Source organism: Citrobacter sp. Cpo109, assembly GCF_030332565.1.
GTDB lineage: Bacteria > Pseudomonadota > Gammaproteobacteria > Enterobacterales > Enterobacteriaceae > Citrobacter > Citrobacter portucalensis.
Genome location: NZ_JAOWHQ010000024.1, coordinates 112,639 through 125,333 on the forward strand (window position 1 = coordinate 112,639; position 12,695 = coordinate 125,333).

General features: G+C 50.8%; 13 protein-coding genes and 1 pseudogene. 6 read left to right on the forward strand and 8 right to left on the reverse strand.

Annotated features, from left to right (window positions below):
- Positions 1-8 precede the first annotated feature (8 nt).
- Entirely contained in the window at positions 9-1,418 is a 1,410-nt protein-coding gene (gene glnG / locus OGY71_RS01060; RefSeq protein WP_003825317.1) for a nitrogen regulation protein NR(I), read from the forward strand.
- Between the two features lie 113 nt (positions 1,419-1,531).
- Positions 1,532-1,642, forward strand: a complete 111-nt coding sequence (locus OGY71_RS01065) for a YshB family small membrane protein (RefSeq protein WP_020996121.1) — start codon at positions 1,532-1,534, stop codon at positions 1,640-1,642.
- A gap of 87 nt (positions 1,643-1,729) precedes the next feature.
- Here the strand turns inward: OGY71_RS01065 and hemN are convergent, their stop codons facing one another.
- From hemN to OGY71_RS01080, 3 genes are all read right to left on the reverse strand, one after another.
- On the reverse strand, positions 1,730-3,103 hold the full coding sequence (gene hemN / locus OGY71_RS01070) for an oxygen-independent coproporphyrinogen III oxidase (protein WP_032950661.1): 1,374 nt from the start codon (positions 3,101-3,103) through the stop codon (positions 1,730-1,732).
- 188 nt (positions 3,104-3,291) lie between these two features.
- The gene (gene yihI / locus OGY71_RS01075; RefSeq protein ID WP_286612667.1) at positions 3,292-3,807 is read right to left on the reverse strand and encodes a Der GTPase-activating protein YihI; all 516 of its coding nucleotides are present in this window, start codon (positions 3,805-3,807) and stop codon (positions 3,292-3,294) included.
- Positions 3,808-3,910: 103 nt separating this feature from the next.
- Positions 3,911-4,084: a hypothetical protein gene (locus OGY71_RS01080; RefSeq protein WP_122973887.1), complete on the reverse strand. Its 174-nt coding sequence runs from the start codon at positions 4,082-4,084 to the stop codon at positions 3,911-3,913.
- 284 nt (positions 4,085-4,368) lie between these two features.
- On the opposite strand from OGY71_RS01080, the gene yihA reads away from it, so the two are divergent.
- The gene (gene yihA, locus OGY71_RS01085) at positions 4,369-5,001 is read left to right on the forward strand and encodes a ribosome biogenesis GTP-binding protein YihA/YsxC (protein WP_063941722.1); all 633 of its coding nucleotides are present in this window, start codon (positions 4,369-4,371) and stop codon (positions 4,999-5,001) included.
- Positions 5,002-5,120: 119 nt separating this feature from the next.
- Here yihA and spfP read toward each other — a convergent pair whose 3' ends face one another.
- Together spfP and polA are read right to left on the reverse strand one after the other, a co-directional pair.
- Positions 5,121-5,168 carry a small protein SpfP gene (gene spfP / locus OGY71_RS23215; RefSeq protein WP_071892919.1) on the reverse strand — a complete coding sequence of 16 codons (48 nt, stop codon included), beginning with the start codon at positions 5,166-5,168 and terminating at the stop codon, positions 5,121-5,123.
- 166 nt (positions 5,169-5,334) lie between these two features.
- The gene (gene polA, locus OGY71_RS01090; protein ID WP_126319657.1) at positions 5,335-8,121 is read right to left on the reverse strand and encodes a DNA polymerase I; all 2,787 of its coding nucleotides are present in this window, start codon (positions 8,119-8,121) and stop codon (positions 5,335-5,337) included.
- 363 nt (positions 8,122-8,484) lie between these two features.
- Here polA and yihG point away from each other — a divergent pair.
- Positions 8,485-9,421, forward strand: a pseudogene (yihG, locus tag OGY71_RS01095) (1-acylglycerol-3-phosphate O-acyltransferase, YihG family).
- Positions 9,422-9,434: 13 nt separating this feature from the next.
- Here the strand turns inward: yihG and dsbA are convergent.
- From dsbA to OGY71_RS01110, 3 genes are all read right to left on the reverse strand, one after another.
- Entirely contained in the window at positions 9,435-10,058 is a 624-nt protein-coding gene (gene dsbA, locus OGY71_RS01100) for a thiol:disulfide interchange protein DsbA (RefSeq protein WP_003028621.1), read from the reverse strand.
- A 16-nt stretch (positions 10,059-10,074) separates the two neighbouring features.
- Positions 10,075-11,061, reverse strand: coding sequence for a serine/threonine protein kinase (locus tag OGY71_RS01105; RefSeq protein ID WP_003825332.1), 987 nt, complete (start codon positions 11,059-11,061; stop codon positions 10,075-10,077).
- Between the two features lie 76 nt (positions 11,062-11,137).
- A complete protein-coding gene (locus OGY71_RS01110) occupies positions 11,138-11,407 on the reverse strand; it encodes a YihD family protein (RefSeq protein ID WP_003028616.1) in 270 nt (89 codons plus the stop codon).
- 69 nt (positions 11,408-11,476) lie between these two features.
- On the opposite strand from OGY71_RS01110, the gene mobA reads away from it, so the two are divergent.
- Together mobA and mobB are read left to right on the forward strand one after the other, a co-directional pair.
- Positions 11,477-12,061, forward strand: coding sequence for a molybdenum cofactor guanylyltransferase MobA (gene mobA / locus OGY71_RS01115; protein ID WP_003825335.1), 585 nt, complete (start codon positions 11,477-11,479; stop codon positions 12,059-12,061).
- Positions 12,043-12,561: a molybdopterin-guanine dinucleotide biosynthesis protein MobB gene (gene mobB, locus OGY71_RS01120; protein ID WP_103015350.1), complete on the forward strand. Its 519-nt coding sequence runs from the start codon at positions 12,043-12,045 to the stop codon at positions 12,559-12,561. The genes mobA and mobB overlap by 19 nt, the downstream gene beginning before the upstream one ends.
- Positions 12,562-12,695 lie beyond the last annotated feature (134 nt).

Sequence of the window (12,695 nt, forward strand, 5' to 3'; positions counted from 1 at the left end):
TGACGTTTATGCAACGAGGAATAGTCTGGGTCGTTGATGACGATAGTTCCATCCGTTGGGTGCTTGAACGTGCGCTCGCAGGGGCAGGGCTAAGCTGTACCACATTTGAAAGTGGTAAAGAGGTACTGGACGCGCTGGCCAGCAAAACGCCGGACGTGCTGTTGTCGGATATCCGCATGCCGGGTATGGACGGCCTGACGCTGTTAAAACAGATTAAACAGCGGCATCCGATGCTTCCGGTCATCATAATGACCGCGCACTCCGATCTGGATGCCGCCGTCAGCGCCTATCAGCAAGGGGCGTTTGATTATCTGCCTAAACCTTTTGATATTGATGAAGCCGTGGCGCTGGTCGAGCGCGCCATCAGCCATTATCAGGAACAGCAGCAGCCGCGCAATGTTCAGATTAACGGCCCCACAACCGACATCATCGGCGAAGCGCCGGCAATGCAGGATGTCTTTCGCATTATTGGCCGCCTGTCCCGATCGTCAATCAGCGTATTGATAAACGGAGAGTCAGGGACCGGTAAAGAACTGGTCGCCCATGCGTTGCACCGTCATAGCCCGCGCGTCAAAGCGCCGTTTATCGCGCTGAACATGGCGGCTATTCCGAAAGATTTGATCGAATCTGAGCTGTTTGGTCATGAGAAAGGCGCGTTTACCGGGGCGAATACCATTCGTCAGGGGCGCTTTGAACAGGCAGACGGCGGTACGCTGTTCCTCGATGAAATTGGCGATATGCCGCTGGACGTGCAAACGCGTTTATTGCGCGTATTAGCCGATGGACAGTTTTACCGCGTTGGCGGTTACGCGCCCGTAAAGGTAGATGTACGCATTATCGCCGCCACGCACCAGAATCTTGAACTGCGCGTGCAGGAAGGCAAATTCCGTGAGGACTTATTCCATCGGCTGAACGTCATTCGGGTACATCTGCCACCGCTGCGTGAACGTCGGGAGGATATCCCCCGCCTGGCGCGTCATTTCCTGCAGGAGGCCGCCCGCGAACTGGGGGTGGAAGCCAAACAATTACACCCGGAAACTGAGGCTGCACTCACCCGTCTGGCCTGGCCAGGTAACGTGCGTCAGCTTGAGAACACCTGCCGCTGGTTAACCGTAATGGCCGCCGGGCAGGAAGTACTGATTCAGGACTTACCAACCGAGCTGTTTGAAACCTCCGTGCCAGACGCACCGTCCCATATGCAGCCGGATAGTTGGGCAACGCTATTGGCACAGTGGGCAGATCGGGCATTACGCTCCGGCCATCAAAACTTGCTTTCCGAGGCCCAACCGGAGATGGAGCGCACGCTGTTGACTACCGCGCTCCGTCATACTCAGGGGCATAAACAGGAAGCGGCACGCTTGCTCGGCTGGGGTCGTAATACCTTGACGCGTAAACTAAAAGAACTCGGAATGGAGTGACATATCGTCACTGTGTAAAGATCAATAATTGAGCGCAAATAGCTGCTATTTTGCGCTTTACTGTTCCGATGAGTTAAGTATGATCGTGCCCGGAAAACGGGGGGGAAGTCATCATGCTGGAATCAATCATTAATCTGCTGTCGAGCGGTGCAGTCGAAAGCCATACGCCACAAACTGCTGTCGCCGCAGTATTGTGCGCAGCGCTTGTTGGGCTTTTCAGCTAGCGGGTTCGCCGGGTGGCGCTTCGCTTACCCGACCTACGTATTGAGATTTTCGTAGGCACGATAAGCGAAGCGCCACCCGGAAAAGCGTTAAATCACCCGAGAGAATTGCTGCATCCGCGCTTTCTGGCGCAGATACGCATCGAAGCACATGCAAATATTACGGATCAGCAGACGGCCCTTCGGCGTGACCTGAATCCCCTTCTCATCGACATCCACCAGCCCATCCTTCGCCAGCGGTGCCAGCAGTTTCAGGTCTTCGGCAAAATAGTCAGCGAAGTTCAGATCCCATTGCTGTTCCACAGCGGCATAGTCGAGGCGGAAGTTGCAGATCAGGAGCTTAATAACATCACGACGAATGCAGTCATCGCGGGTCAGGGCAATTCCGCGCCACAGCGCGTCCCCCTGCTCGTCTACCTGCTGATAATAGCGCTTCAGCTCTTTCTGGTTCTGCGCGTAGTTGTCACCAATCATACTGATGGCTGACACGCCCATTCCCAGCAGATCGGTATCACCCTGGGTGGTATAACCCTGGAAATTACGATGCAGCACACCCTTGCGTTGAGCAATCGCCAGCTCATCATCCGGGCGGGCAAAGTGATCCATACCAATGAACTGATAGCCAGTTTCGGTCAGTGAAGAGATGGTTTCCTGCAGGATATCCAGCTTCTGCTGCGCGCTGGGCAGGTCGGCATCTTTAATTTTGCGCTGAGCGGCAAACAGCGTCGGCAGGTGCGCGTAGTTAAAGACGCTCAGTCGGTCTGGATTCAGCTCAGCAACGCGTTTCAGGGTGAAGGCGAAACTTTCCGGCGTCTGTTTTGGCAAACCATAAATCAGATCGATGTTCGTTGAGGTAAAGCCAATCTCACGCGCATGATTCAGCAGCGCAAAGATAAACTCCTCATCCTGCTCACGGTTCACCAGGCGCTGAACTTCTTTATTGAAGTCCTGCACCCCCATGCTCAGGCGGTTAAAACCTTCAGCGCGTAAATGATCGAGCACATCCAGCTCAATTTCACGCGGATCCACTTCGATCGAAATTTCGGCGTCGTCGTTAAAGTTAAAGTTGCCACGTAGCAGCGACATCAAACGGCTGATTTGCGCTTTATTCAGATACGTTGGCGTGCCGCCGCCCCAGTGCAGTTGACTGACATGACGTCCGGCAAACAGCGGTGCGCGATGAATAATTTCTTGTTCTAAGACATCGAGGTATTGATCGGCTTTATGCTGCTGACGAGTCACGACCTTGTTACAGCCGCAGAAGTAGCACAGCTTGTGGCAGAACGGGATGTGAACGTACAGCGAGAGAGGACGCTCAGGATAACGCGCCACGGCCTTTAGAAATGCCTCAGTGCCGTAGTCTTCAGAAAACTCCAGCGCGGTCGGGTACGAGGTATATCGTGGCCCGGAATAGTTATATTTCTGGATCAGGGCCAGGTCCCAGTCTATTAACTGCTCTGACATGCTCACTCCTTCCGATGGCGTCTCTGGCGGGTACGGCGTACCGACTTAACCCCAGTACGGGTGATAAGTCGGTTGCGCAGCAACTTCTGTCGCCGCGACAACCGCTGTAGTTTAACGAATAACCACACCAGATAACATATAACCGGAAGGGTTATAAGCAGGACGGGAAGACCCACGGTGTAAAACCGTTAGTTGCCGCCTTTCAGCAGGCGCATCATGTCTTCCTGCTTTTCTTCTTCTTCTTCCTCTTCTTCCTCGTCATCGTAAGAAAGACCCAGCTTTTGCATCAGCTCATCGATGCGATCCAGCTTGGCATCAACCCAGGACTGTTCTTCCGCGCTCAGGGTTTCTCCTGCTTCAAGACGCTCCAGCAGCGCATCCAGGCGCTCATCCGTTTCCAGTAAATCCAACTCAGCCTGTGGTGAAAGCATAGGTTTCTCACTCTTCGGTTTGTGCTGTTTGGTGACTTTTTCGGTCACGCCCAATGGAATGGGGGTTTTGCTGCCAATACGAGGATCTTTTTGCTTATTTTGGTTTCCGCCACCAGATGCGCCTTCGCTACCGGACGCACGGCTACCTGCCGCATGACCACGGTGTTTTTTCTGGCGCTTACGGTCGCGAGCTTCCTGGTTAATTTCTTCGCGTGTTTTACGACGCGCTTTTGCAGGACCTTTACCGCGTGGTGTAGAAGTTGGTTTCATCATGATTCGTCTTTGGCTGTTTTTATTCAGTATATAATTGCGCCGGAATCTAGCAGAAATAAAGAAAAAAGGCGACAGAGTAATCTGTCGCCTTTTTTCCTGACTCTCAACCCTTACGGGCTCTACAATCCCTGTTGGCTATCAACACACCCTGTTTTTCCCTTAGCCTGTAACATTCCGTGTTGTTTCCATTTCCTTTTACTAACGTCTCCGGACGTTTGTCTTCCTGACAATCCTGTGTCTTCGCCTCCTGGCGCTCCTGACCCTCATCCTGAGTCATCTATCCTTTCAGCTTCCTCGCTATGGACGCTACTTTACCGTTTTGGTTTAAACGTACAAGTAACCTGGGTAACAATTTCTGATTTTAAGAATAGCGCCCAAATGTAACCATATGATTTATTTTAGTTCTGTCATTTTTTACTCTGTCATCTCGTATAGAAACTGTCGGCAATGTCTCACAAAGCGCGGGGTTTTTACTTACACAGCCCACTCGTCGAAAAACCAGCCTTTTGCTGGGGTTCAGGTATAATCGCTGCAAAGCCCTGATTGATGGAGAGGACTGCTTTGACTAACTTGAATTATCAACAGACGCACTTTGTGATGAGTGCGCCTGATATTCGCCACTTACCTTCCGATACCGGTATCGAAGTGGCTTTTGCTGGCCGTTCCAACGCAGGCAAATCCAGTGCGCTAAATACCCTGACGAATCAAAAAGGTCTGGCGCGTACATCTAAAACGCCGGGTCGTACTCAGCTCATCAACCTGTTTGAAGTCGTTGACGGCAAACGCCTAGTCGATTTGCCAGGATACGGTTATGCCGAAGTTCCGGAAGAGATGAAGCGTAAATGGCAGCGCGCGCTGGCTGAATATCTGGAAAAGCGTCAGAGCCTGCAAGGTCTGGTAGTGCTGATGGATATTCGTCACCCGTTAAAAGATCTCGATCAACAGATGATCCTGTGGGCGGTTGAGAGCAACGTTCAGGTTCTGGTACTGCTGACTAAAGCAGATAAGCTGGCCAGCGGTGCACGCAAAGCGCAGCTGAATATGGTACGTGAAGCCGTACTGGCATTTAACGGTGACGTGCAGGTAGAAGCATTTTCATCGCTGAAAAAACTGGGTGTGGACAAACTGCGGCAAAAACTGGATAGCTGGTTTAGTGAACTGGCCCCGGTTGAAGAGGAGCAGGACGGGGAATAACCCACCGATATGCCGGATGGCGCCGCTGCGCGTCTTATCCGGCCTACAGCATGTGCAAAACTTTTCTTTCGCACAATAAAAAACGCCCCAGTCATTACTGACTGGGGCGGCTAAAATATTCAGCCAAATCCGATTACGTGAAGTAAAAGGTCTGAAAGATAGAACATCTTACCTCTGTACCCTACGAGAATAACTTTACTCTTTTTTGAGCAGCTCAGAAAGCACTTTTTGTAATTTTTTTTCATTCCTTACATAGGGAATTCTAATGGACATCACAAAAAGCTCTCTCTTATGTTGCTTAGTTACGAAAAAGGGGCGTTATTAAGTAAACCCTTAGTGCGCCTGATCCCAGTTTTCACCACTCCCGACTTCCACCAGCAACGGCACGTCAATCTGGGTCTCGTTTTCCATCAGTTGGTGGATCTTTTTAGAGACGCTTTCCAGATCATCTTTGTGCACTTCAAACACCAGTTCATCGTGTACCTGCATGATCATGCGCACGCGCGGTTGCTCGGTTTGCAGCCATCCATCCACAGCAATCATGGCTCGCTTGATAATATCTGCGGCAGTTCCCTGCATCGGGGCGTTAATGGCCGCACGTTCAGCACCAGCGCGACGAGCACCATTACTGGATTTAATATCCGGTAAATAGAGACGGCGACCTTCCAGCGTTTCTACATAGCCTTGCTCTTTCGCCTGCGCGCGGGTACGTTCCATGTATTCCAACACACCTGGGTAGCGTTCAAAGTAGAGATCCATGTACTTCTGTGCTTCTTTGCGCGGAATATTCAACTGGCGCGCCAAACCAAAGGCGCTCATCCCGTAGATCAAACCGAAGTTGATGGCTTTCGCGCTGCGGCGTTGTTCGCTGGTCACGGAATCAAGCGGTAAACCAAAGACTTCAGCCGCCGTTGCGCGGTGAATGTCTTTCCCTTCGGCAAACGCGGTAAGCAGACCTTTATCACGTGAAAGGTGCGCCATGATACGCAGTTCAATCTGTGAGTAGTCCGCAGAGACAATCACGTAGTCTTCTGGCGCAATGAACGCCTGACGAATACGACGACCTTCGTCATTCCGTACCGGGATGTTTTGCAGGTTTGGATCCGTTGAAGACAAGCGCCCGGTGGCGGTAACCGCCTGATGGTAGGAGGTGTGCACGCGTCCGGTTTTCTTGTTAATCATCAACGGAAGCTTATCCGTATAGGTCGACTTCAGTTTTGCTAAACCACGATATTCCAGGATCACTTTCGGCAATGGGTAATCCAGCGCGAGCTCTTCCAGTACCTCTTCCGACGTTGATGGCGCGCCGCCTGGGGTTTTCTTCAACGGCTTAATACCCTGCTTTTCAAACAGGATAGTTTGCAGTTGCTTAGTGGAAGAGAGGTTAAACGCTTCTCCGGCGATCTCGTGCGCTTTTTGCTCCAGCTCATTCAAACGCAGCGTCAGCTCTTCTGAATGCTTGTGCAGAACAGCCGGATCGATTTTCACACCGTTGCGCTCAACGCGAGACAAAACCGGCACCAGCGGCATATCGATATTTTCAAAGACGTTCAACGGCCCTTTATGCTGTTGCAATTCTGGCCACATCTTCAGATGCAGCTGTAACGTAACGTCGGCGTCTTCCGCAGCGTAACGACCAGCCTCTTCCAGTGCTATCTGGTTAAAGGTCAGCTGGTTTTTGCCTTTTCCAGCAATCTCTTCAAAGGTGATGGTCTTATGTTTCAGCCAGCGGTCCGACAGGCTGTCCATATCGTGTCGTCCAGCGACGCTGTTAAGAATGTAGGATTCGAGCATGGTGTCAAAAGTGATGCCGCGCAGCTCGATGCCATAGTTCGCCAGGATGCCGCGATCGTACTTCAGGTTTTGCCCGACTTTGTGCGCGTTCTCATCTTCCAGCAGCGGCTTTAGCAGCTCCAGCGCGCGGTCGCGCGCGATCTGGTCAGGGGCATCCAGGTAATCGTGGGCAACAGGAACATACGCCGCCACACCCGGTTCAATGGCAAAAGACAGGCCAACCAGATTCGCGGAAATGTTGTCCAGGCTGTCAGTTTCAGTATCGAAGGCAAAGACAGGTGCTTTTTTCAGCTTAGCGATCCACGCTTCCAGCGTCGCTTCGTCCAGAATCGTCACATAGTTATCGTACGAAAGAACCGTGGCCGGCTCCTCAGGCGTTTCATCGACGACAATAGTTTCTTGCGGTTTTGCCGCCGGCTTCGTCCCTTTAGCCTGTAGCCATTTACCCGCTTCAACGTCGGTAACCCAACGTTTAAATTCATACTGTTTAAACAGGCCAAGCAGTTCTTCTGCAGCGGGCTGACGCACTTCAAGCTGCTCACAGGTCAATTCCAGCTCAACATCCGTTTTGATGGTAGCCAATTGATAAGAGAGGTACGCCACCTCTTTGTTCTGCTCAAGTTTGCCCGCCATGGTTTTCGCACCACGGAAGGTCAGCCCCGCTATTTTGTCTGATTCGGCATAGAGGGTATCCAGCCCACCCAGCCCCTGCAGCAGTGCCTGAGCGGTTTTTTCGCCTACGCCTGGAACGCCAGGAATGTTATCTGAGGAATCCCCCATCAGCGCCAGGAAATCGATGATCAGTTCCGGCGGGACGCCGTACTTATTCACAACTTCTTCCGGGCCGAGGATCGTATTGGTCATGGTGTTGATAAGGGTGATATTCGGCGTCACTAACTGAGCCATATCTTTATCACCGGTGCTAATCAGCACCGGGCGACCGATCTTCTCTGCTTCCCGCGCCAGCGTACCGATAACATCGTCCGCCTCCACGCCAGAAACAGCCAACAGTGGCAGCCCCATCGCCTTTACCATCGCATGCAGAGGTTCAATCTGCGCACGCAGATCGTCCGGCATCGGTGGGCGGTGAGACTTATAATGTTCGAATAATTCATCACGGAAGGTTTTACCCTTGGCGTCGAATACCACCGCTGCATGGGTTGGTTGATATTGCAGAATCAAGCTACGCAGCATGTTGAGGACACCGTACATCGCGCCCGTAGGTTCTCCTGCGCTGTTAGTCAGCGGTGGGAACGCGTGGTATGCGCGATACAGGTAAGATGAGCCATCTACAAGGATAAGTGGGTTTTCTGGGATCTGAACCATAATGTCCGTGCCTGTTTATCAGATTATGGGTAAAGGATGCCACAGACAGGATGAAAACATGAGTTTTTCGCCGCATTTGTCGAAAAACTTTTGCAGATCTTCTGCTTTGCTCGCAAAGAAAGCTGTGGATAACTTTGTGAATAAATAATTTTCAGCTCTTTAAATATAGCAAGGCAATTAATGCTCCATTATATTTATACAATAATTTCAATTGGTTAAATAAACTCACGGCATTTTATTCCATTTTTACAGCTTATATCCTGATGTGGATAGATATTCTCTTTTTTTCTATTCAGGGAAGATCCATCATTTGGTTCGTTTTCTGATAAAATCAGCCCCTTGCGCCTCTTTCGCGCACTGTCTATGGCTAACCTTTTGAATAATTTAATTATGACGAGAATACTCGCTGCGATAACGCTGTTGCTGAGTATCGTGTTGACCATATTGGTCACGATTTTTTGTTCTGTGCCGATCATCCTTGCCGGGGTTGTGAAACTCCTTTTGCCCATTCCTGTCGTCTGGCGCAAGGTTTCCGTCTTCTGTAATTTCATGATGTACTGCTGGTGTGAAGGTCTGGCGCTACTGCTGCACCTTAATCCGCGGCTGAAGTGGGATGTTGAAGGGCTGGAAGGTCTTAGCAAGAAAAACTGGTATCTGCTCATTTGTAATCATTACAGCTGGGCCGATATCGTTGTGCTTTGCGTTCTGTTCCGTAAGCACATCCCGATGAATAAATATTTCCTCAAGCAGCAGTTGGCCTGGGTGCCCTTTATTGGCCTGGCCTGCTGGGCGCTGGATATGCCGTTTATGAAACGCTATTCACGTGGCTATCTGCTTCGCCATCCGGAACGCCGTGGTAAAGATGTCGAAACAACGCGTCGTTCCTGCGAGAAGTTTCGCGTACACCCGACAACCATTGTGAATTTTGTCGAAGGTTCACGCTTTACCAAAGATAAACGTGAGCAAACCCGCTCTCCTTATCAAAACCTGCTCCCTCCTAAAGCGGCAGGTATTGCAATGGCATTGAACGTACTGGGGTCACAGTTCGATAAAATGTTGAACGTCACGTTGTGCTATCCGGAAAACAGTAGCCGACCGTTCTACGATATGCTGAGCGGTAAGCTAACGCGGATTGTCGTGCGGGTGAATCTGGAGCCAATCCATGAAGAGTTACACGGTGATTACGTGAACGATAAGGCATTCAAGCGCCGCTTTCAGCTGTGGTTGAATACGCTGTGGAGTGAGAAAGACGCGCAGCTCGACGCGATTAAAGCCTCAAAATAAAAAAGCCGGTCAGTGACCGGCTTTTGCTTTTACTTCTGACCGACCAGGTATTTCACGGTATCCGCATACTGTTGTACAAAGATATCCATGCTGCTGGTATCCATGCCTTGCGGATTTACCTGATATTTACCATTCACGAACATCGCCGGAACGCCCTGCAGCTGTAAATCAGCCGCTGCTTTTTCCTGCTGTGCCACGAGAGATTTCACTACGAAGCTGTTCCATGCCGCATCATAGTCTTCGCCTTTAATACCCGCATCGACAAACACTTTACGGATATCAGCAACAGACTGAACGGTCTGGGTTTTCTGAACCCCTTCAAACAGCGGAACAGTGACCTGATCTTCAACGCCCAGCGCCATTGCAACCGCCCATGCCTGCGTCAGATCTTTGCCCAAAGGCCCGAGAAACTCGACGTGGTATTTGGTCATCTTGGTGCCTTCCGGCAGTTTTTTCTTCACGTTATCAGATACATGAAGCACTTCTTCAAACTGATAGCAGTGCGGGCAGTAGAAGGAGAAGAACTCCAACACTTGCGGTTCACCCGCAACAGGCTTCTCCAGGGTGATGTATTGTTTACCATCCTGGAACTGCGCTGCAGATGCGCTAAAAGCTAAGACCATACCAGCCAGCGCCAGCCATATTTTTTTCATGTTCAAGTTTCTCCGATTAATACATTGGCGTTAATTGTAAGGGGGGCTCTTGCAGAATTTTTGCCTGCTCAATAAAGGTTGCGGTCTGACGATGCCAGTAATCTTCCCCGGTTAACCACGGGAAGTTTTTTGGGAACGCAGGGTCAGCCCAACGTCGAATCAGCCAGGCAAGATAATAAACTAAACGCATAGCGCGTAAAGGCTCTATCAGTCCGATTTCCGCCGTGTCGAACTCACTAAACTCTTCATAAGCCTCGATAATGGTTTCTAGCTGCATGCGTTGTTCAGCTTTATCACCATTGAGGAGCATCCATAAATCCTGAATAGCCGGACCATTGCGGGCATCATCTAAATCGACAAACATCGGGCCATCGCGCCACAGAATATTACCGGCATGACAATCACCGTGCAGGCGTAACGTGGTAAAACGCGTATGCCAGCGTTCGGTAACAATCGCGATAAGCGCATCCGTTGCCTTCAGGAAAGCCGCTTTTTGCCCTGATGGGATAAGCTGTGCGTGTTCAAAAACTTTACGCGGCTCAGCCAGGTACTCTTCAAGGCCAATCGTTGGGCGGAAGGCAAAAGTACGCTTGCATCCGGTCTGGTGCATACGCCCGAGATAGCGCCCCACCGTCTCCATCTGATCGATGTTGTCGGCTTCAAACTGGCGTCCACCGACGCTGGGGAAGATCGCATAATGGAAACCCTGATGGCTTAACAGCGTTTGGCCGTTCAGTACCAACGGCGCAGCTACCGGAACTTCATCGCTTACCAGTTCCAGAGCAAACTGGTGCTCTTCCTGGATCTGATCGACAGACCAACGTTCAGGGCGATAAAACTTAACGACAAAGCGTCGACGGTCTTCGTCCTGGAATTGATAGACACGGTTTTCATAGCTGTTAAGCGGGGTAAGCCCGGAATCCACCCGGATCCCCTGCTCAAACAGTGCATCCATGATGGTATCCGGGTGTAGCGTCTGGAAATTAAAAGCGTTGTCGTTCATCCCATCATCCGGAAAATACTACGAATGATTCAGGATATCATTTCGCAGCGCTTTCGGTGGCGGCGATTACAAGCTTTTACTCTTTAATTACACCACGAGCGCGGAGTAGTGCAGTTTTAAAATCTTCTTCATAATCTTTCTGAATACCTGGAATGACAGCATCCTTCGCTGAGTCTCGCATTTTCAGGTGATAGATCAGAATGTCATCAGTTAAATCCGCCAGTTCGCCGTCAAAACCTGACTCTTGCGCCAGTTTCTGCAAAAATTGCATCAGGTTAAGATCGGGTTCCTTCTGCCATGCTGGCTGGAGGAGTTCAATAACTTCATTCAGACGTTTACATTTCATGGTTGTGCTCCTTAGGCTCAATACAGATACGTTAGCAGGGTCAATCCCACATTAAAAGAGGCGATATCAGTGATTCTGGATAGTGCAATAACAGGGGTTGTGCTGGCTGGCGGTAAGGCCAGACGGATGGGTGGAACCGATAAAGGTCTGCTTGAACTGGACGGTAAACCTCTTTGGCGGCATGTGGCCGACATTCTCGCTTTGCAGGTCGAAACCGTGGTGGTTAATGCCAATCGCCACCGGGATATATACCAGCAAAGCGGCCTGAAAGTTATTCCCGATTCCTTGGCCGATTTCCCTGGCCCACTGGCCGGGATGCTATCGGTATTCCTGCAGCAAACGGGGGAGTGGTTTCTGTTTTGCCCGTGCGATATGCCCTATATTCCTCACGATCTGGTCGCTCGTCTAAAAGAGCAACGTAAAGATGCACCCGTTGTCTGGGTGCATGATGGGGAAAGAGATCACCCAACCATTGCGCTGATGCACCGCTCTATGCAGCCTTTGCTGCAGGATTATCTTCAGTCCGGTGAACGACGTGTCATGGTCTTTATGCGTCTGGCTGGCGGTCATGCTGTCGATTTCAGCGATCATAAAGATGCGTTCGTAAACGTGAACACCCCCGAAGAGCTCGCAAAATGGCAGGAAAAATCATGATCCCATTACTCGCCATTGCGGCATGGAGCGGCACGGGAAAAACCACGCTGCTCAAAAAGTTGATCCCGGAACTACGTGCCAGAGGTATACGTCCCGGATTGATTAAACATACTCATCACAATATGGATGTCGACAAGCCCGGTAAAGATAGTTATGAACTGCGCAAAGCCGGTGCAGCACAAACGCTGGTCGCCAGCCAGCAACGTTGGGCATTAATGGTAGAAACACCGGAAGAGCCCGAACTGGATTTAGCGTATCTGGTAAGCCGGATGGATGCAGCGACGTTGGATCTAGTGCTGGTTGAAGGGTTTAAGCATGAACCTGTCGCTAAGATCGTGCTTTTTCGCGACGGTTGCGGGCATAGTCCTGAAGAATTGGCGATAGACGAATATGTTATCGCGGTTGCCAGTGATGTTCCGCTGGCGGTGGATGTTCCATTGTTAGACATCAACGATATACAGCAACTTGCTGATTTTGTTACGCAATGGATAAGATGGTAACCGTGGTGTTGTGATGCGCCTGATGCGCTGCGCTTATCAGGCCTACAAAATACGTTCAGCCCAGCCCCTGCAGGCCGGATAAGGCGGCACGCCGCATCCGGCGGTTTTCATCCCGCACAGACGCAAAAAAGCCC